Origin of the sequence: Cerasicoccus frondis (genome assembly GCA_031296915.1) — a bacterium.
In the GTDB taxonomy this organism is placed as follows: domain Bacteria; phylum Verrucomicrobiota; class Verrucomicrobiia; order Opitutales; family Cerasicoccaceae; genus Cerasicoccus; species Cerasicoccus frondis.
Genome location: JAVDPC010000010.1, coordinates 75,159 through 93,871, shown reverse-complemented (window position 1 = coordinate 93,871; position 18,713 = coordinate 75,159). Strand labels below are relative to the sequence as shown.

Genomic DNA, 18,713 nt, shown 5'->3' with positions numbered 1-18,713 from the left:
AGGGCGGCATAGTCGGCTGGCATGTCATTTTGGAAACGACTGCTCCCGGGCAAGCAATGGCGCTTGCTCGCGGGGAAGGTGGGCGCGGGGTTGCCGGAGGATTTCGCGTCGCTGGGCATGCTCCTGCCCCCGAAAGGGCGTTCCTGGGCGGACCCGTTTCCCGTCGTGCGTGACGGTCGCTGCTGGGTGTTTATCGAAGAGGTGATTCACCACCCGAAAAAGGGGCGTCTGGCCGTTTTCGAGTTGGATGAGCAGGGCGCGCCTGGGCCGTTGACTGTCATTTTGGAGCGTGATTACCACCTGTCGTATCCCAACGTCTTTGCGCATGGGGGGGAGTGGTGGCTGGTCCCGGAGTCCCGCGCCAACCGCACGGTCGACCTCTATCGCTGCGTCGAGTGGCCGGGCAAATGGGTCCACGAGAAGACGCTCATGCGCGACATTGAGGTGGTGGATGCAACCTTTTGGGAGCGCGATGGCCGCTGGTGGCTGTTTGGGGGGGGGCCGGCAACGCCCGGCGGCAACGCCTCGGGCCGTCTCAGCTTGTGGAGCGCGGATTCGCCCTTGTCGGACCAATGGACGCCGCACCCGCAGAACCCGGTGATCGTTGAGCAGGCTTGCGCCCGCCCGGCGGGTCGTCTGTTTGAGCACGAGGGGCAATTGATCCGTCCGGCGCAGGACTGCCTGCAGTGTTATGGCTTCGCGGTCCGCCTGATGCAGGTCGAAAAGCTTTCGGAGACCCAATACCGGGAGCGCGAGCTCAAGGCGTATTTGCCGAAGTTTGACGACCGTTCGCTGTTCGCCACCCACACCTTTAATCGGGCGGGCGATTGGCTGCTGGGCGACGCAGCGGCGCCGATCTGGCCAGGGTGAGGAGGCCTAACTGCTTCCCAGTGAGGATCAAACGGCGATGAGCTGAATTTCAAAGAACCTTAAATTGCTGTAAAAAAATCGTTAATAAATCCATGGAAACGGCTGAATGTCATTAATTTATGATCGCCATTTGCTAAGAGCTTGCCATGTTACAGGCATTAGGGTCTTCTCCCGAACTTAAAATTTAGTCATGAAAATCCGCTTCTGGGGAACACAGGGTTCGCTGCCCGCGCCGATGACCGCGCCTATGGTGCGCGAGAAGATTTTTCGGGCTCTCGAATCGGCGCAGGGGCAGGATCTGTCCAGCGAAGAGAAGATCAATGCGTTTATTGATGGCAAATTGCCTTTTGCCGTGCGCTCGACCTACGGCACCAACACGTCTTGCATCCAGTTCGATAACCCAGGCGGCGCTTACATCATCTGTGACGCCGGGTCCGGCATTCGCGACCTCGGCCATAAGCTCATGACCACGGGTGAGGCCAAGCAGCCCAGCACCTACCACATTTTCATGACGCACCTGCACTGGGACCACATCCAGGGCTTTCCGTTTTTCGTGCCCGCCTACATCCCGGGCAACAAGATCATTTTCCACACCTACCACGAAAAGTGTGAGGAAGCGCTGCGCCGCCAGATGGCGGGCCCGGAGTTTCCAGTGCCGTTCGACGCCATGGCTGCGGACATCGAGTTCGACGTCCAGCCGCCGCTCACGCCCTACAGCGTGGAAGGTTTCGAGATCGACACCATCGAGCAAAACCACCCGGGCAAGTCCTATGGCTACCGCTTTAAAAAGGGTGGCAAGGTCGCGGTTTTCTCGACCGATTCCGAGCACACGCACGACGCCTACGAGGAGGATTACCCGTTTGTGGACTTTTTCCGCGACGCCGACCTCGTCATTTTCGACGCCCAATACACCATGGCGGACGCCACCTTCACCAAGGCCAGCTGGGGACACTCCAGCAATGTCATGGGGGTGGAGTTGACCGCCCGCGCTTGCGCCAAACGACTGGCGATATTCCATCACGAGCCGATCAATACCGACTGGCAGCTCGATGATTTCCTTCGCAATACCATCATGTACCGCAGCATCTACCACCAGGAATCCGCTGACCAGCTTGGACACGCGCAGTACCCAGAAGAAATACTGCTCTGCTACGACGGCCTCGAACTCCACCTCTAGGCCGACCATCTGACTTAGACGCACTTCCTGTTTTGACACCACGATCATCCAATAAACATAGTTCCGCTACGGCCTCCGCTCTGGAGCCGTTGCCGATTGCGCTCAACATCACCAAGGAGGAAATCAACCGCCTGCCTTTGGGACGCTTTGAGGGCGCGATTCACTTGATAACCACCCCAGCGGCGGCGCGCCTCGCCGTAGAGAAATTGCTCAAGGTCGAAGTCCTGGGCTTTGACACCGAGTCGCGCCCGGCCTTCCGCAAGGGGGAGAACTACGACCCGTCGATTGTCCAGTTCGCCACCAATTACGAGGCGTACCTCTTTCAGGTGAAGCGCATTGGCGGGCTCAAGCCGCTGTTCCCGTTGCTGGAGAATCCCGATGTGCACAAGGTCGGCGTTGCCCTGCGTGACGACATCAAGCGCTTGCAGGCCATTGACAAATATAAGCCTGCGGGCTTTGTCGAGATCAGTGAGATCAGCCGCCGCCTGGGCATTGAAAAGACCGGCCTGCGCAGCCTGATCGGCATGTTCCTGGGGCTCCGCATTTCCAAGAGCGCGCAGGTGTCCAACTGGGCCCGCCGCACGCTCAACCACAAGCAGATCGTCTACGCCGCCACCGACGCCTGGATGAGCCGCCGCCTCTACATGCTCGTCCGCAAGGCCGAGCAGGAGCAGGAAGGCTGATCAGGAATGATGAATGCTGAAATCGGAATGAGGAAAGCGAATTTGGCGTAATGTTGTGCAGGCATTCTTTGGTGGGCGGTTGCTTAAAACCCGCGCTTCGGCATTGCGTCAGCCTTTCTTCATTCATAATTTCGCATTCTTCATTATCTAAATTTTCAAAGAACTAAATAACCCGCAACCCTCACAAATCCCACACACAATATGTCTACCGCAATCCTCGAAACGAACCAGGGAACCATTGAAATTGAGCTGATGCCCGACATCGCTCCCAAGACCGTTGAAAACTTCGTCGGCCTCATCAACAAGGGCTACTACGACGGCATTATTTTCCACCGCGTGATCAAGGAATTCATGCTGCAGGGCGGCGACCCGACCGGCACTGGCATGGGCGGCGAATCCCTCTGGGGCGGCAAGTTTGAGGACGAGTGCGACCCCGGCGTCAAGTTCGACCAACCCGGCCTCCTCGCCATGGCCAACGCTGGCCCCGGCACCAACGGTTCGCAGTTCTTCATCACCACCATGCCCTGCGCCTGGCTCCACATGAAGCACACCATTTTTGGCAAGGTGACCTCCGGCATGGACGTCGTCACCAAAATCGAAAACTCCCGCTGCGACGCCCGCGACAAGCCCGTCGACAAGCAATACATCGTCAAAGCTTCCGTTAAGTAGCACGGAGCGCACATGGCCGGATCGCTTCAGACTGCAACCGGCCTTCAGCGATGGGATTCGCCGGGGAGGCCGCCGCTTTTGGCGCTTCACGGTTTCACCGGCGACGCCGAGGACTTTGTCTGGCTCGCCGGTCGCTCCCGTCACGCGCTCGATTGGTGGGCGCTCAACTTGCCCGGCCACGGCAACACTTTCGTGCGTGACCCGCAAAGCCTGACGCTGGAGAATTTCCTCGATGCGGTGGAGGCCGCGCGCCGTCGCATCGTCGCGGAGACGAATCAGGCGCCGATCCTCCTCGGCTACTCCATGGGGGGGAGGGTCGCCCTCCACGCTGTCGCGCGCAACTCCGCGAAATGGCGCGCGCTGGTCACCGTGGGCGCCACGCCCGGCATTGCAGATCCGAGTCGCCGACTCGACCGTTTGGTGAACGACGAGGATTTGGCCGAGCGCATGGCGGAGCAGTCTATTGATGAATTCCTCGTGGCTTGGCAGGCCTTGCCGATTATTCAAAGTCAGGACAACATACCGGTCGAAATTTTGGAGCCGCTGCGTGAACGTCGGCGTCGCAATGACCCCAAGCAACTTGCGGCCGCCATGCTCGCCGTTAGCACTGGGCGCTTGCCCTCGCTCTGGGACCACCTGATGGACATGACGCTGCCCTGCCTCATCACGGCAGGCGCGTTCGACGATAAATTCTGCAGTCTCGCCCGCAGAATGGAGCCGAAGCTGCCCGCGCCGCAGGTGGCGATCATCCCCAAGGTCGGCCACTGCGCCCATCTCGAAGCCCCGGATGAATTCCTGAAAGTCTTGCTCAAGTTTGTGTCGCATTTGGCGGATTAAGTGTTTTCTCATGAGGGGGGCTTTCATAGAAGCGGCATCTTGCCGCTTTGCTTTTTGCCGTCATTGATTGTTGGGATGTAAAATGCTTTGCGATGCAAAGTAACTCTCCACTGCAAAGTTAATGCTGTTGGCCCATCTTGATCGTTTGGCTGGAGGGCGATGTTTCGTCATCGTCGCTTTCGTGGAAGCCGCTCTACGTTGGAGTCGCCATTTGCACCATGTGCAAATCCGGATGCAATGCATCCGACGGTCCAGCGGGACGCTGGGGGTGGGCGCGGGCCGGATCGGACGGCCCGCGCGCACGATGGTCAACTCGGCAACACGTTTTGTTTAGTCGTTGTTCTTCATTCGGGTTTCATCATTCGTCATTTGTTTCCGTCGCTACGCGGCGGAAACGCTGAGCTTGCGCACGCCGAGATCGCTGGTGGCGATCACGGAGCTGTAGTGCTCCACGGTGATGTCGGTGTACTTCGCGTGATCTTCACGATACACGCGGAAGTCGCCGCCTTCGGTCGGGGTGACGAAGCGCTTCAGGTTCGATGGCTCGTCCTTGCTCAGCGCTTGCTGTCCGAAGAACGCGTAAACCGCGTTGCCGACGATGGCGCTCTTGGCCGAAGCCGTGCTTTGATAGCGTGAGGAGAACACGCGGGCGTCTTCGAGGAAGAGCTTCTTGGCCAGTTGGTCGAGTGTGTAGCTCGCACCGGCATTGGCGCCGGCGTTGTCCTGGCTTTCGTAAGCGCTCGCGCGGAGGTCCCACGCGCCTTCGCCAAGGATGAGTCGGTTCGGGCGCACGCCGGATTCGTCGGCTGCGGCAATGAGCATGGCGCGCAAGTCGCCGTCGGGGTTGCTTGCGTCGTCCCACACTTTGGCGGCGTTGGTTGACGCGGTGTCGAGTGCGGAGATTGCGCGGCGCAGCTCGTTGCGCCACAGGCGCTGGAGCAGGATTTGCACGGTGCGTTCTTCCCAGTCGTCGGTGGTGATCTCGTCGTGGTCGACGCGAATCGTCAGGCCCTTGTTGAGCGTTTTTGCCTGGACGATTTCGCCCGTGTATTCGACGCGCTTGAAGGCGCTGCCGATTGCGCGGATGTCATCGGTCTCAGAGAAAAACGCCTCGGCGTTGTCCGCCTTCTGGAACTCGAAACGGCGGCCAACCGGCACGCTTGGCGCGACAAAGTCGAGCAGCGCGGCAAGGTTCTCCGGGTCTTTCCAGCCGACGGTAAACGCGGTCAGGGCTTCGCTGAAGTGCGCGGCGTTAAAGCGGCTTTCGTTAGCCGCGTGGATTTCATTGATGGCGGGTGTGGTCATAATGTTTGTGTATTTGGATGTGTTTTAGTTGAGGGGGAGGGAGGGTTAGGAGAGGACGATCACTTTGTCTGGGGCATCGCCAAGTGCGGCGCCGAGTGCTGCGATGTCCGTGGTGGCGGCGCCGGTGAAGGCGCTGATGATCGACACCTTGAGCGGCGCATGCGGTGCGACTTCCAGCAGGTCGCCATCGGCGCTTGCAGTGCCCACGGCATAGCCGACCTGGTAGCATTCGCCAGCGGAGTTCGGCTGGTTCCGCACCTTGCCGTCGTCGTCCGCGTAAACCGGAACGCCGATGGCAAACGCTTCGCTGGCGACCATGAGCAGCGTGCTGGGGCTGGTGGCGAGCAACGCAACATTGACGATGTCGTCTTGCTCACCCGAGTCGGTGATCACGCCTTGCGGCATGGTGTCCGAATGGTTGATGATCACCTCGGATCCAATCAGAGCGCCGAGCAGGTGACGGGTGGCGACGTCTTCGCCGAGCGTTTTCGTGATGCCGCCTTCGTGGACGCCGGCTGCGACATTCGCAAAGGCCGGGCGCGGGCTGAAGAGGGCGCGGAGGATGTGGTTTAGTTTATTCATGGTTTTGTATTTCTATTTTGGTTTTTTGGGTTAAACGCTTTGCAGCACAGAGCTGCTTTGCGTTAGAAAGTATTGAGTTCTGCAAAGAGCTCCGGGCGCTCCTGTTTGACGGCTTTCCATGCCGTGGCGAAGGGCTCGCCGGTTTGCGCGATGCGCTCGTTGACGTGGTCCAGAAAGCTGCGGCTCGCGTTGCTGGCTTGGCGGAGGGGGAGGTCCATCGTGCAGGCTGCGGTCTTCAGCGCAGGGCGGCGCGTCTTCAATTCGCTGAGGCCATGCTCGAAGTCTGCGGTCAAACCTGCCTGCCAGCGTTGGCGTTCATTGGGCGCGATGACGCCGGTGATGACTGCGTTGTCGAGGATGACGGCGATGCGCTCCTGGCGTTCATTGGCGAGGACATTGGTCCAGTCGGCGTCTTCGTTTTGCTGGAGGGAGGGGGAGGCCTCGTCGACGCTTGCTTCGTTGGCAATGGCGTCACCCGGGATGTTGGGCTGGTTGGTTAGGCCGACGGAGATCAGGCGAACGGGCTCGAAAACGCCGTCGCCCAGTGGCTTCATCGCCCAGCGCGGCGAGAGGAATTTATAGAACGCGTTGCGGAGCAGGTTTTGGCCAGCGTCGGACCAGCGGGGGAGGACGTAGAGGCCGTCCGGGCGGGCGTCGAGCGCCTCGATCCACGCATAGGCGCGGGTGTCAGCGTGGCCACTTTGTCCTGCAAAGTGTTCGTCGTCCGGGTGGCCAATGTAGACCGGGAGACCGCCGAACTTGCGGGCGAGGCGTCCGCGCAAGGACTTGAAGTGCTTGGCGAGTTGCTCGGCGGATGAGCGGCTAAAGCGTTGCAGGCCCTGGCTGTGGGGCCAGTCGCCATACTCGGCGAGGCGGAGCCAGGCGCTGCTGCGCTGCGTGACGGAGGGGATCTCGTTAGCGAGACCGGTGGATGTTTGGAGGGAGTTCATGGTGTTGATGTGTTGAGGTGGGGAGGTGTTGATGTTGGAAACTGGAGACAGGTGCGCTGTCATCGCCGCCGTGTTGAGTGATTAAGCTTTGTCTTGCAAAGTTTGCGGTTGGAAAAAGCGCTGGAAGAAACCAGCGAACGCCTTGGGCAATGCTTCAGCGATGACTTCGCGGGTTTCGTCAACTTCATCGATCGATGGTCCGGCGTCCTTGTGGCGGATCTGGATGCGGGCGCGGGGGGCTTCGCCGAAGAGGTATTGTGTGACCCAGCGGTCGACTTGCCCGTGAAGGATTTCTGACAGGTGCGTGACGTCCTCGCGTTCGATGAGCGCCGTCTCTTTTCCCATGAGGCTGATGCCCGCGCCGCTGTCCTGGATGGTGCCCATCGGCGAGCCTCGCCAAAGCGTGGCGATGGCTTTATCCATGCGTTCGATGAGGGCGGGGTAGGGGAGGCTGTTGCCGTGGGTGAGGTCGACGACTTCGATCTCCGTGCCACTCGACATGAGGGCGCGGAAGTCCGTGCCAAACTGCTGGACGGCGTCGAGCGCTTCATCCCACTCGGCGCTGCCGGGTGTGGCGTCGGTCACGCCGCGGACGCCGGGCATGCCGTTGCGCTCGCAGTAGACGAGCCAGTCGCGGAGGGGGAGGTGCTTGAAGAGGTAGGCCACGCTGGTCGCCTCCATGAGGCCATCGCCCGTGGTGATGAGCCACTCGCCGTCGCGCAGGCTTTGGCCTTCCAGGGCGGCGTCGTTGGGCAGGAGACGCAGTGCGCCGGTGCGGTTTTCAAAGAACCACAGCGGGACGAAGCGGAAGCTCGCGCTGAGCGACGCCTCGGCGCCGGTCCGGGGGCGCCAGACGATTTCGTGGACGGCGTAACGCTTGCCGATGGCGTCCATCATTTGGCGGATGAGCAGGCCCATGCCGCCGCGTTCGTTTTGGTCGACTGCGCTCATGGCTTCGACGTTTTGGTAGAAGTGTTCGAGCGAAGCTTTGTGACGCAAAGCTTGCGGCGAGTTGTCCTCGGCAATGATGTCCCAGCCGAAGCGAGCGGGCGCCTTCTTGCGTTTGGTGGCGACGGATTTGACGATGTCGTCGCGCTGCTCGATGACTTCCCACAAGCGGGCGGCCTCGGCGAGCGATCCGGCGTGAAACGAGTCGAGCTGCCGGGTGAGGCTCTCGGGCGTGAGATTGCGGACGGGATTGAACGCCGCGCGCCGGGAGCGACGCAGGCGGTTAGGATGGATGGCGGTGGTTGTTTTCATGGTAGATTTGGTTTTAGGAATTAGGTGTTAAGTTTTAGGTTAGTTGGCGGTTGGTTGGGAAAGGTAGGGCGCTGTCTCTAGACAAGCTGCTGTGTGAGCGTGGTTACTTGCTTTGCGATGCAGAGTTAGTAAGGGCGTGAGATGTTGATGGTTTGAAGGTGGGGGCGGGGCTTGGCTTTGGTGGACGCATGCAGGGCGAGGGCGAGCGCCCAAAAACGGTCGGCGTGGCCGCTGGGGCCGCGGTCGGCGGAGAAGCGGATGTGGCCGGCGCTGGTGGCTTCTTTCTTGATGGCGCGCAGGTCGGCGCGGATGTCTTTGCAGTGGGGGATTTTGACGCGTCGTTCTTCGAGGGCGCTGCGGAGCGGGTAGGCGAGGGCCTCTTTTAATGCGGGCGTGAAGGTGACGCCCTCGATGCGGTAGCGGCCATAGCGCTCGCGGGCGCGCTCGACGAACTGGCGACCGAGGCCAGTCTGGTCGATGCAGGCGCGGCGGAGGCCGGGGAGGCGCATGAGGTCGTCGAGCGTGGCCTCTTGTTCGGCGAAAGGCGTGTCGCGAAGGCAGATTACTTTGCGAGACAAAGTTTGATCGGCGATGGATTCGACGAGCCAGAAGACGGACAAGTCGTGATCGCGCCCGATGTCGACGCCCAGGTAGAGTGTGGAGTCGTTGCGGAGTGCGGAATGCGGAGTGTGGATTTTTGAAGGGGTGGGGGAGAGCAGGCGATGGGTGCGCAGATCGAGCTCCCAAGGTTCGTGTTCTGCGTATTCGGCGTTGGCGATGAGGTCCCAGGGGAGGAACGCACTGGAGTCGTCGGCGGGTTGGCAGCAATACTCCTGGAGAAAGGTTTCCTCGTCGGCGCAACTTTGCCGCACAAAGTTAAAGTAATCGGCAGCGTCCATTTGCTGGCGCGGGTCGTGGGCGGGAAGCTTGGTTTTGAGCTTGGCGAGAAAGCCTTGTGCGAGTGCGTCCTCAAGGGTGACGCGGTGAAGGGAGGCGCCTTTGGGGTTGCCGCCGTGACGGGCTTCGTTGATGAGTTCATTGAAATAGTTTTGCGCACCGCGGTGTGTGGAAATGATCTCCAACTGGCCGCCCCAGGTAAGGCCGGGCGCCGCGATGGAGTAGAGCTGGCGCGGGTTGCGATGGAGGGCAAACTCGTCGAGCACGCGGGCGCCGCGTTTGCCGGCCTGGGCGTCGGGGTTGCTGGTGAGCGAATGGATGCGGGGGCCGGCGGCGAAGCGCAGCGTTTGTGAGTTGGCGGCGTGCTTGTCGGGGAGGAGTGGGGAGTCGAGCGACGTGGCGGCGAGGTTGAGGGTGTCGGCGAAGGCGCGGCAGTCTTCGAGGAACAACTGCGCCTGGATGGCGTCGCGGGAGCTGACCCACGTGTCCAGGCGCTGACCACTCTGCGCGGCGCGGCGAACACAGGCGTAAGCGCTGGCCCAGGAGATGCCGACCTGGCGCGACTTTTCCATGATTTTGAAAGGCGCAGGGTCATCGATCCAGCGTTGTTGATATGGGAGGAAGAAGGACATTTTAATGATGTTTAGGAAGTGGGTAAGGTGAGTAAGGTGGGTAATGTTGGTAAGGTGGGTAGTGTGAGTAGTGTGAGTAGTGTGGGTGAGGTGTTTTTGGGAGTGGGGGTGGTTGACAGCGGGGAGGGGGCGTGGCATTGTGGGTTCATGAACACACACATTTTTCATTGGCGGATGGGGATCGTGATGATCGCCCTTTTGGTTGGTCTGATGGGCACAGCGCAGGCGCAGTCGAAGAAGACGAGCGGCGCGACGAATATTGAGTCGCTGAACACGAAGCTGGATCGGCTGATTCAGCAGCAGGGTGGGCGCTACGTTTTTCTGGTGTCAGCCGAAGGTGACCTGTGGCGGCTGGATACCTATGAAGGAAAGGTGGCGATCCTGAATCTCGTGAGCGGCGCCGAGTGGGACACGCTCGACGTGCCGGAGAAAACGCTGCGCACCGGCAATGCCTTTTATGAGCAGTTTGTGCAGAAGCTGAATCGGATAGATTTTAATAGTAATTGATGGCATGGTGTTGAGGTGTGGAGGTTGGGATGTGTGGAGGTTGTTGAGAGTCGACGAGTGGTACGTGGCGTTAGAGGAGGTTGAGCTTTTGCTCGATTTCACGGAGTGACTCGGGGGTGAGGCCGTTGGGTTGCGTGGCGAGGCGGAAGGCGTTTTCGAGTTGGGCGCGCTTGAGGTCGAACTCGGTCTGCTTCATGTCGGCGTCGCGGACTTTGATCTCCAGCGATTTGAGCTGAGTGAAGGCGCCGACGAGCTTATGGATGACGGCGGACACGGTGTTGAGCTCGGATAGTTCGAGGCAGCTGTCTTCGCACATGAGGCGGAACAGCGACTCCCAGGCGACGGCGAGCGAGGCCTCGGCCATGTTGTGCCCAGGGCAGGCGGTTTCGAGGATGTCTTCAATCTTGCGACGGGCGTCGCGGAGTTGGGTTTGGTGGGTGTTCATGGTTGGGAGGTTTGAAGGTTTGAACGTTTGGAAGTTTGGAGGTTTGGAGGTTGGGAGGTTGAGTTTTGGGCATGCGGGGGCCCCGCCCGGCGCCGCGTGGGTTTGCGGCGCCGGGGTGTGTTGGGACGTTGGGGGTGGCGGGAGTTAGCGGGTAACTTTGTAGCGCAAAGTTAACGTTGGCGTTGGTGGAGGTGGTCGAACTTGGCGTCGAACTCAGTTATGCGCTGATTGTAGATTTTGGACTGCGCGATGAGGGCGGCGATGTGCTCGGCGTTTTGGCGAATGAGTCGATGGGTGTCGACGTGGTCGGTTTTCTGGTCGCGTTGATGGGCGGCCACTTCCTTGCGCAACTGCTGGAGCTGCGCCTGGGTGGCGTAGGTGAGCTTGGGGTCCGGGCGCTCTGCAAAGTGTTCACGCAGGCGCATGATGACCAGCAGGCCGCCGAGTAGCGTGGCGCCGGCGAGGACCATGGAGCCGAGGAATTCAGGATGGGTGTTCATTTTTGGTAAGGTGGGTAAGGTTGATAGGGTGAGTAAGGTGGGTAATGTGAGTGAGGTGGGTAGTGTGAGTAAGGTTTGTAAGGTGGGGTAGTGTTGGTGTGGGGGCAGTTGTTATCTTTCGGAATAACCTTATGCACCTTACTCACACTACCCACCTTACTCACCTTACATCGTGTTAGAACCGGTTGTGGCCGGCGAGGGAGCCGCCGAAGTAAAGGCCGACGATGGCGCTCAGCAAATGCGTGTCGAGCGGGGTGATCGTGAGGCCGCGGACTTCCTTCCAGTGGATTTTTTCCACGTCGTTGGTGAAGAACCAAAAGCCTTCTTCAATCTCCGGGTAACCGACCTGCATGAGGATGTCAGGGCGCCAGATGGCGATGATCTTCGGCAGGGCGATGACGGAGAAAACGCACGTGAGTGCGATGACGCGGCGCGTCCATTGGAAGCCCGGGTTGGAGTAGCGTCGGGCGCTGTCGATGTGACCGGCCTGTTGGTTGAGCGCCTGCATGGCGAGCAGGCGTTCTTCGCGACGGGCGGCGTTGGACATGGCCCACATTTTCATCACGCCGCCCATGAGCGAGGAGCCCACGAGGGTGATGAGTTCGGCTGGGAATGCTGGATTCATTTTTTTTGGGTGTTGAGGTGTTGAGGTGTGGATGTGTTGAAGTGTGGAGGTTACTTTGTGTTGCAGAGTTGGCGTCAGAGGCGAACGGGCAGACCGGGCGTATTCGTGGATGGCGTTTTAGGTGAAGGGTGACTGTGCGAGGAGTTTGCCTGGTTTTGAATGGCTGGTCTGCCCGTTCGCCCCTGACGATGTGTGTATAATATCAAAGTTTTTTCAGGCTGTGAATGGCTCAGTTGGCTCAGTTGGCTCAGTTGCTTCAGTTGGCTCAGTTGGCCACTTTTTCTGAGTTCGGGGGGATTTTTGGCGCCACTGACTAGCTCTCAGTATTAGTGACTAATAGTGAGTGGCTTTCACTCGTGGTAAGCGGCGCCAAAAATCAACAAAACGGGGGCTTGGAATCGGCCCGAAAATAATTTTTTTTAAAAAAATGCGCATCGTGACCCGGGAAACAGTATTTCATCACGGCATTGGCCTGCCGCCGGGCGAAGTGGTCCCATTGGAGAGCGAGATTTGCCCGGACACGGAGCTGCGGCTGATGTCGTATTGCGAGACGGATTTCGTCGAAAAGCTCAATTGCTCGGTAGATGAGCTGACGGAGACGATGGGGCAGCACGCAATCAACTGGATACACATCCGCGGCGTGGGCGACCAGGCGCTCATCACGAACCTGGCGACGAAGCTGGGGGTGCATCCGCTGGCGATCGAGGACTTGCTCAACACCGAGGGGCGGCCGAAAGTCGACGAGTTTGATGACGATCTTTTTGTGCTGACCAAGGCCGGGCTCTTCAAGCAGGAGGAGCGCGCGATTTACATGGAGCAGGTGGCGCTTTACCTGGGCGACAATTTTCTGCTCAGTGTGCAGGAAAGCGGCGAGGAATTGTTCGAGCCGGTGGCGCGCCGCATCCGCAAGGCCAGCGCGCGGATCCGCAGCCGTGGGCACAGTTACCTGATGTTTGCGCTGCTGGATGTGAAGAATGACTTTCTGCTGTCCATCGTCGACGAGGTGGAGGACGACATCGTTGCGATGGAGCAGGACATGATCGAGGAGCCCGACTTGCCGCCGCGCAAGAAACGCAGTCCGCATGATCCGGGTTTTAACATCGAAACCATCTACCGCAAGAAGCGCGCGGTGCTGGCGCTGATGCGCATCCTGCTGCCGATCCGTGATAATGCGAACCGCATCGAGCTGCTGGACCATCCGTTGCTGGCGGAGGCGGATCGATTTTATTTTCGCGACTTGGCGGACTCCGCGCGCCGGGCGGTGGACCGCCTGGACCACAGCCGGATTATCCTGCAAACCATGCAGGAGTTTTATCACCTGGAGCAGGAGCACCGGACCAACGAGGTCATGAAGGTGCTGACGATCATCGCCACGCTGTTTTTGCCGCTGACGTTCATTGCCGGCGTTTATGGCATGAACTTCGACCATGAAGTCAGCAAGTGGAACATGCCGGAGCTTTACTGGAAGTATGGCTACCTGATGTGCCTGGGCTTCATGTTTGCGATCTTCGCGGCGTTCCTGGTTTATTTCCGCAAGAAGCGCTGGATATGATTTGCGCGACAGCGGTGTAAAAACCGCTTGCCGTTGCCGTGGTTGGCGGGGACAATGGCGCTTTATGGCAAACCGCATTTACTGCCTTCTGATCGTCGCCATTTGCTGCGTGCTGCTGCCAGCGCATGCGCAAGAGCTGCCAACTGCGCCCAAGTTTTTGCCGACGGGTGAATTGCGCGTGGGGATTAACCCGGTGCAGCCGCCGTTGATCTTTGTGAAGGAAAAACGGGTGGCGGGGCTGGAGGCTGACTTCGCGCGGGCATTCGCCACCGATCTTGGCGTGCCGTTGAATTTTGTGGTGATGGATTGGGACGAGTTGATCCCGGCGCTCGTTGAGGGGAAGATCGACATCATCATGTCCGGCATGACGGCGACGGAGCTGCGCGCGGTGCGCATTAACTTTGTGACGCCTTACCTGGCGACCGGCCAAATGCCGCTGGTGCGCGTGGGCGATGTCTCCCGCTACCCAACGACGATGGCGCTGAAATACACCCAGGTGCGCGTGGGTGTGGAAGAAGGCACCACGGGCGACTTCCTGGTGCGCGAAAATTTCCTCTATGCCGAGCGGGTGTCCTATGATAACATTCAGGATGCGGCGGTTGATTTATCCAATGGCGATCTGGGCATGGTCGTTTACGATGCGCCAACGGTTTGGTGGCTGGCCTCGGAAGATGGCGGATCGGGGCTGAGCCCGTTGGCGACGGTGTTGACGAACGAATACATTGCTTGGGGCGTGAGCAAAACCAATCCGGAGATGAAGCTCGCTGCGGAGGCTTTCCTGCGGAATTTGCAAAGCAATGGCGAGCTGGCCAAAATGCTGGAGCTTTGGGTGCCATTTGTCGGGCGCCCGGCGTCGCGTCCGGCGCAACAAGCGGCGCCCGCGCCTGAGCGAACCAAGCCCGAAGTCCACAACCCGGATCGTTTTCAAGGCGGTGCGCGTTAAGCCTGCCGCGTGACTTTGCGATGCAAAGTAGGGTATGCGGCAGTTGGGAGGTTCTCGGCGGCGAGTGGCGCCTTGACGCGCAATGCCCATTGGACCTCCTCGGGCTATTCTGGGTATGATTACTTTCTAGATGAAAAGTGCTCTAATACATTTGCTTTACAATGTTTTCGGTTTGAAGCAAGTATGTGACTTTGCAGTGCGAGAGCGGGCGTAGTACAACGGCTAGTATGTGAGCTTCCCAAGCTTGAGATGAGGGTTCGATTCCCTCCGCCCGCACCAAGTGCAAAGTCCTGCATATGAATGGGATATGTGATTTGTGGCGCTTGGATTGTTGAGATTGACTATCTCATTAAAATGCCAAATTAGACTCGATTTGACCTCATCCGTCAAAAAATCTAGTAACATCTAGTAACGTCGCCTTGACGGTGTTTGGGCATTGTTTCACTATCGACCTGTGGCAATTACTCGTAAGGCTTCTGGTAAGTGGCAATGCCGGTTGCAGATCGCGACTAGCGAGTTTGACGCGTCCGGAAATCGAAAATACCGGGGCATACAAAACACCTTTGAAACTAAGGGAGCGGCAGAAGCATGGCAGAAGCAGCAACGTGCTCAATATGCTACGACAGGAACCGATGCAACGCTGACGCTGATCCAGATTGCTGAGTATCGAGAGGCGAAACAGTTGGCTGGCGGTGTCGATTTACGAGACGTCGTTTCGTTCTGGTTGGAGCATAATCCAGTATCAGGACGCTCGCCGCTGAAGGATGTTGTTGTAGCTTATAAGTCGTCGCGACAGTGGGACAGTTTTGCAGCATCAACTCAGAGCAATAAATCGCATCAACTGCGCAAGTTCTCCGATCAATTCGGAGAAGAGCTTTTGTCGAATATCTCAATCAGTAAGGTTGAAAAATACTTGGATCAGTATGAGGAAGCGGTTACGCGTAATAACCATCTGAGGACATTGAAGTCGTTCTTCAAATGGTGCACGCGAAGAGAGAACCGCTACTTGAATGTGAATCCTATTGAGGTGGTAGATGCATTGCCCGAGGTTTATGATGTGCCTGAGCATATGCCCTTGGAGAAAGTTCGAGATGTGATGAAGCAAGCGGCAAGCACTGACACTGCCCTGATACCATTCCTGGCGCTTGGATTTTTCGCAGGGTTAAGACCTTCGGAAATAGCCCGGCTAGAAAAACGCGATTTTCTTTTTGGGGACCGCCGAATCAATGTCCGTGGTGAAGTCGCAAAACGTAAGCGTGCTGGGAAGCCTTTGGCTCGATTGCTTGAGGGGCTACCGGATACTCTATGGAAATGGTTGGAGGCGGTTGAGTTTGATGGAGTCGTAGATGCGGTGAATTACGTGCCGCGTCGTAAGCGTTTGTATGAACTGGCCAAGGTGTTAGGTTTTAATTCGGCTGCTCGTCATACCTTTGCGACCTATGCCTATGCAGTGTATGAAGCTGGGCAGGTGAGGAAGTGGACAGGGCATCGCAATTCCGATAGCTTGCTACTTACGCATTATGCTGGTTTGGAGGAACGAGCGCGAGGTGAAGCGTATTTTAAGATTCTTCCACCGAAAGCAAAATTACCGCCACAGAAGCCGGATAATAAATATGCGGCTGCAACTAACTGGCCTGATGATGTTCAGCTAAAGCAGATGGTAGGCGCTTCATCGAAAGTCGCAGTTGCTGAAATGCTTGGTGTGTCAGAGGCAGCGGTTCGGAAGCGCCTAAAGCGCATGGCTTGAGCTACGACATCAGCTCGTCCAGGTCGGTTTTCTTGAATCTGAAAGTGCTCGTGCCTTCGACCAAGCTCGCTCTCAGTGAACCGGTTTCTCTTTTGCGATCGATTGTGCGTTCGGATACGCCAAGATACTTAGCCGCTTCACTCTTTGTCATCCAGGTCTTGCTGTTGAGGCTGGAAGCGTTTTTTATGGACTCGGTAGCTTCTAGGAGCTTTTCCATCTTGGATTTTGTCGCTTCCTTTTCCGCGTCTTCTTGATGCTGCCTTTTCAGGAGGGCTTCATCTTGTTCATCTTCTTCGGCCCATCTTCTTAGCAGGTCTCTTACATTATCATTTTCGACGGCCTCGTTGTAGGCTAGCAAATCTTCAGGGCTATTTCGGTGCTCGAACGGGTAAGGTGGAGTGAAGTTCTGGGCTGCCATTGCGGATAAGTATGAGCTTTTGTCTGTAGCCGGAAAGCCTATTTCGCTTCCAATTTGGAGCTCTTTAGTCCGATGGAAAGCGCGTGGTGCTCCATATAGGCTATGCCCATGGTCATATTAGTGGTCAAGATCGTCAAATAGCAGCGGCGTTTCTGGAGTAAGGGGCAGACTTACGGTAAAGAAAGAAGTTAACTTCACTGTCGGTTTCGTGTGAAGGGGGGTTGAAATTCGACCTGTAGGCCTGATGATTAAATCGATTATGGTTGTTTTTGATGGGCGTTTTTTATTTTTCGGTCAGCAAGAGAAAGGAGGCTTACGATGGCGATAGTCCTCGAAGCAAATTACTCGAAGAAGCTGGGACTGCCTCAGTATTCCTCTCACCAGTATTCGATTACTGTACGCACGGAACTCAATGACCTCTCGCAGGTGGAGCGTGCATCATCGGCGTTGTATCGTCAGTTGCAGGAAGCGGTGGACCGTGACATCCAGGCGACTGGGTTCTTGCCTGGGGTTACGGAATCACAGCCGCAGTCTGAACGGCGTCAGGAGCCTGCTGAGCGTCCTGCACGCGTTGACTTGGGTTGGGCCTGCTCTCCCAAGCAAAAGGCCCTTATTGAGCGTCTGATGCGTGAGCATGGCATTGAGCAGGCCAAGGTAGATGACTTGGCCCGTTCGCGCTTCCGCACATCGCTGGAGAACTTAAACAAGATGCAGGCGTCCGGGCTGATCGAGGAATTGATCAGCACGTATGGCTCGGCGAAAGGAAAGGCGCGGTCATGATTCAGGCCATTGATACTTCAGGCAATGGGCATGGCCCAACCTGTGATGGGCTGCTGGACCATATTTCAGCAAGCACGATCAAACTCTACCTGACGTGCCCGCTCAAGTTTTGGTTCAAGAAGGTATTGCTGCTGAAGGAACCGGTGTCTCGGAGTTTGCACTTGGGCAAGTCAGTCCATGCCGCGCTGCAATACTTTCACCGTGCTCGTTGGCGTGGTGAGAACCATGATCGTCAGACCGTGCAGGAAGCCTATTCCTTGGCCTTCAACGCGCCTGAAGAAGCTGCGGTATACCCTGATGATGGTTCGCGTCAGGAGAGCCAGGATAAGGGCGCACGCGTGGTCGATGCGTATATCGACTCAGACCATGCGCGGATGCCTGAGATCCCATTGGGAGTTGAGGTGCAGCTTGAGGAAGACTTGCCTGTGTTGCCCAGCCCTGTGTTGGGTTACATCGACTTGGTGCGTGCTGGCCATGTGCCAGTTGACTACAAGACCTGCGCGAGCACGCCGGACGTTGAACTTGAAGCGTTCCAGCATGAGCTACAGATGACGCTCTACCAGATGCTGATCGAGTCGGCGACGAACCAAGAGGTTCAAGGTCGTGAGCTGGTGTTCCTGGTGAAGACCAAGAAGCCCAAGGTGATTGTGCATCGTATGAAGCCTGCCACTGAACGTGAGAAGGAACGTGTGTTGGATATTGCTCTCGCAGCGATGGACGGCATCTACCACGAACGGTTCCATCCTCAAACCGGGATGCACTGTGGGTGGTGTAGCTTTCGTTCAGAATGCTCCAAGTGGAAAGGGAGCGCTCAATGATCCAGGCAGTCATCATCACACTGATTGGTTTGGGGGCAGGGTGGGCCTTGATGGATAATGACCAACCGCCTACACCGCCACCTGCACCGATAGAGTCACCATCATTCCAGCCCTTGGCCAATGCGTTGTATTGGATTGGGGGCTGTTCAGTAACCTGTTCCGCGATCTGGGCTGCAAGCCTGGTTCACACCGCTAACATTAAACGGAGAACTATCCATGAGTCTAATCGTTAAGCTCATTATGGTTGGGCTGTCTTGCTACACGGTCGGCACCTTCATGGGACCGATTGCGGTCGGGGCAGTCCAAGAGAGCAGGGAAACGCTCTCACCCTTTCTGTTCGTCTCGGCGGCTATGCTGATTGCCAGTATCGGCTATGCCGTGGGTGCAATCCGACGCTCTCCGTTTGGAGGAGATCGTGATGCACGGGGCGAGTATTATCGCTGAGCGTCCACTGGGAGACAGATGCGTCCTGAACTGGGATGCCTTCCTGAAGTGCGGCGTGAAACTACATTTCTT

The 18,713-nt window shown here is 57.8% G+C and carries 21 protein-coding genes and 1 tRNA gene; 13 read left to right on the top strand and 9 right to left on the bottom strand.

Annotated features, from left to right (window positions below; all coding sequences use genetic code 11):
* The first annotated feature begins 21 nt into the window (after nucleotides 1-21).
* From RBB63_RS10240 to menH, 5 genes are all read left to right on the top strand, one after another.
* On the top strand, nucleotides 22-870 hold the full coding sequence (locus RBB63_RS10240; protein WP_309383815.1) for a glucosamine inositolphosphorylceramide transferase family protein: 849 nt from the start codon (nucleotides 22-24) through the stop codon (nucleotides 868-870).
* A gap of 190 nt (nucleotides 871-1,060) precedes the next feature.
* Nucleotides 1,061-2,047, top strand: coding sequence for an MBL fold metallo-hydrolase (locus RBB63_RS10235; RefSeq protein WP_309383813.1), 987 nt, complete (start codon nucleotides 1,061-1,063; stop codon nucleotides 2,045-2,047).
* A gap of 32 nt (nucleotides 2,048-2,079) precedes the next feature.
* The gene (locus RBB63_RS10230) at nucleotides 2,080-2,730 is read left to right on the top strand and encodes a 3'-5' exonuclease (RefSeq protein ID WP_309383811.1); all 651 of its coding nucleotides are present in this window, start codon (nucleotides 2,080-2,082) and stop codon (nucleotides 2,728-2,730) included.
* A 201-nt stretch (nucleotides 2,731-2,931) separates the two neighbouring features.
* Nucleotides 2,932-3,399: a peptidylprolyl isomerase gene (locus RBB63_RS10225; protein WP_309383809.1), complete on the top strand. Its 468-nt coding sequence runs from the start codon at nucleotides 2,932-2,934 to the stop codon at nucleotides 3,397-3,399.
* Nucleotides 3,400-3,411: 12 nt separating this feature from the next.
* Nucleotides 3,412-4,236, top strand: coding sequence for a 2-succinyl-6-hydroxy-2,4-cyclohexadiene-1-carboxylate synthase (gene menH / locus RBB63_RS10220; protein ID WP_309383807.1), 825 nt, complete (start codon nucleotides 3,412-3,414; stop codon nucleotides 4,234-4,236).
* A gap of 381 nt (nucleotides 4,237-4,617) precedes the next feature.
* Here the strand turns inward: menH and RBB63_RS10215 are convergent, their stop codons facing one another.
* The 5 genes from RBB63_RS10215 to RBB63_RS10195 all read right to left on the bottom strand — a co-directional run bounded on the left by RBB63_RS10215 (nucleotide 4,618) and on the right by RBB63_RS10195 (nucleotide 9,862).
* Nucleotides 4,618-5,541: a hypothetical protein gene (locus RBB63_RS10215; protein ID WP_309383805.1), complete on the bottom strand. Its 924-nt coding sequence runs from the start codon at nucleotides 5,539-5,541 to the stop codon at nucleotides 4,618-4,620.
* 45 nt (nucleotides 5,542-5,586) lie between these two features.
* Nucleotides 5,587-6,123: a capsid cement protein gene (locus RBB63_RS10210; protein WP_309383803.1), complete on the bottom strand. Its 537-nt coding sequence runs from the start codon at nucleotides 6,121-6,123 to the stop codon at nucleotides 5,587-5,589.
* A gap of 62 nt (nucleotides 6,124-6,185) precedes the next feature.
* Nucleotides 6,186-7,073 carry a phage protease gene (locus RBB63_RS10205; protein ID WP_309383801.1) on the bottom strand — a complete coding sequence of 296 codons (888 nt, stop codon included), beginning with the start codon at nucleotides 7,071-7,073 and terminating at the stop codon, nucleotides 6,186-6,188.
* Between the two features lie 81 nt (nucleotides 7,074-7,154).
* Complete coding sequence (locus RBB63_RS10200) at nucleotides 7,155-8,333, bottom strand: phage portal protein family protein (RefSeq protein ID WP_309383799.1); 1,179 nt, start codon at nucleotides 8,331-8,333, stop codon at nucleotides 7,155-7,157.
* A gap of 125 nt (nucleotides 8,334-8,458) precedes the next feature.
* Nucleotides 8,459-9,862: a phage terminase large subunit family protein gene (locus RBB63_RS10195; RefSeq protein WP_309383796.1), complete on the bottom strand. Its 1,404-nt coding sequence runs from the start codon at nucleotides 9,860-9,862 to the stop codon at nucleotides 8,459-8,461.
* Nucleotides 9,863-10,009: 147 nt separating this feature from the next.
* Here RBB63_RS10195 and RBB63_RS10190 point away from each other — a divergent pair, with 147 nt between their 5' ends.
* Nucleotides 10,010-10,369, top strand: coding sequence for a hypothetical protein (locus RBB63_RS10190; RefSeq protein WP_309383790.1), 360 nt, complete (start codon nucleotides 10,010-10,012; stop codon nucleotides 10,367-10,369).
* Between the two features lie 70 nt (nucleotides 10,370-10,439).
* Here RBB63_RS10190 and RBB63_RS10185 read toward each other — a convergent pair whose 3' ends face one another.
* The 3 genes from RBB63_RS10185 to RBB63_RS10175 all read right to left on the bottom strand — a co-directional run bounded on the left by RBB63_RS10185 (nucleotide 10,440) and on the right by RBB63_RS10175 (nucleotide 11,939).
* Nucleotides 10,440-10,814: a hypothetical protein gene (locus RBB63_RS10185; RefSeq protein ID WP_309383787.1), complete on the bottom strand. Its 375-nt coding sequence runs from the start codon at nucleotides 10,812-10,814 to the stop codon at nucleotides 10,440-10,442.
* Between the two features lie 170 nt (nucleotides 10,815-10,984).
* On the bottom strand, nucleotides 10,985-11,314 hold the full coding sequence (locus tag RBB63_RS10180; protein WP_309383785.1) for a hypothetical protein: 330 nt from the start codon (nucleotides 11,312-11,314) through the stop codon (nucleotides 10,985-10,987).
* Between the two features lie 175 nt (nucleotides 11,315-11,489).
* Nucleotides 11,490-11,939 (bottom strand): hypothetical protein, encoded by a 450-nt coding sequence (locus RBB63_RS10175; protein ID WP_309383783.1) that lies wholly within the window; start codon nucleotides 11,937-11,939, stop codon nucleotides 11,490-11,492.
* A 427-nt stretch (nucleotides 11,940-12,366) separates the two neighbouring features.
* On the opposite strand from RBB63_RS10175, the gene corA reads away from it, so the two are divergent.
* The 4 genes from corA (at nucleotide 12,367) to RBB63_RS10155 (ending at nucleotide 16,181) form a co-directional block, all read left to right on the top strand.
* Nucleotides 12,367-13,491, top strand: coding sequence for a magnesium/cobalt transporter CorA (gene corA / locus RBB63_RS10170; RefSeq protein WP_309383781.1), 1,125 nt, complete (start codon nucleotides 12,367-12,369; stop codon nucleotides 13,489-13,491).
* 64 nt (nucleotides 13,492-13,555) lie between these two features.
* Complete coding sequence (locus RBB63_RS10165) at nucleotides 13,556-14,434, top strand: transporter substrate-binding domain-containing protein (RefSeq protein ID WP_309383779.1); 879 nt, start codon at nucleotides 13,556-13,558, stop codon at nucleotides 14,432-14,434.
* A gap of 204 nt (nucleotides 14,435-14,638) precedes the next feature.
* A tRNA-Gly gene (locus RBB63_RS10160) sits at nucleotides 14,639-14,713 on the top strand.
* A gap of 175 nt (nucleotides 14,714-14,888) precedes the next feature.
* Nucleotides 14,889-16,181, top strand: coding sequence for a hypothetical protein (locus RBB63_RS10155; protein ID WP_309383777.1), 1,293 nt, complete (start codon nucleotides 14,889-14,891; stop codon nucleotides 16,179-16,181).
* A 1-nt stretch (nucleotide 16,182) separates the two neighbouring features.
* On the opposite strand, the gene RBB63_RS10150 is transcribed toward RBB63_RS10155, so the two are convergent.
* A complete protein-coding gene (locus tag RBB63_RS10150) occupies nucleotides 16,183-16,599 on the bottom strand; it encodes a helix-turn-helix domain-containing protein (RefSeq protein ID WP_309383775.1) in 417 nt (138 codons plus the stop codon).
* 318 nt (nucleotides 16,600-16,917) lie between these two features.
* Here RBB63_RS10150 and RBB63_RS10145 point away from each other — a divergent pair, with 318 nt between their 5' ends.
* From RBB63_RS10145 to RBB63_RS10135, 3 genes are all read left to right on the top strand, one after another.
* Nucleotides 16,918-17,379: a hypothetical protein gene (locus tag RBB63_RS10145; protein WP_309383773.1), complete on the top strand. Its 462-nt coding sequence runs from the start codon at nucleotides 16,918-16,920 to the stop codon at nucleotides 17,377-17,379.
* Nucleotides 17,376-18,197: a RecB family exonuclease gene (locus RBB63_RS10140; protein ID WP_309383772.1), complete on the top strand. Its 822-nt coding sequence runs from the start codon at nucleotides 17,376-17,378 to the stop codon at nucleotides 18,195-18,197. The genes RBB63_RS10145 and RBB63_RS10140 overlap by 4 nt, the downstream gene beginning before the upstream one ends.
* A 216-nt stretch (nucleotides 18,198-18,413) precedes the next feature.
* Nucleotides 18,414-18,641 carry a hypothetical protein gene (locus RBB63_RS10135; protein WP_309383770.1) on the top strand — a complete coding sequence of 76 codons (228 nt, stop codon included), beginning with the start codon at nucleotides 18,414-18,416 and terminating at the stop codon, nucleotides 18,639-18,641.
* Nucleotides 18,642-18,713 lie beyond the last annotated feature (72 nt).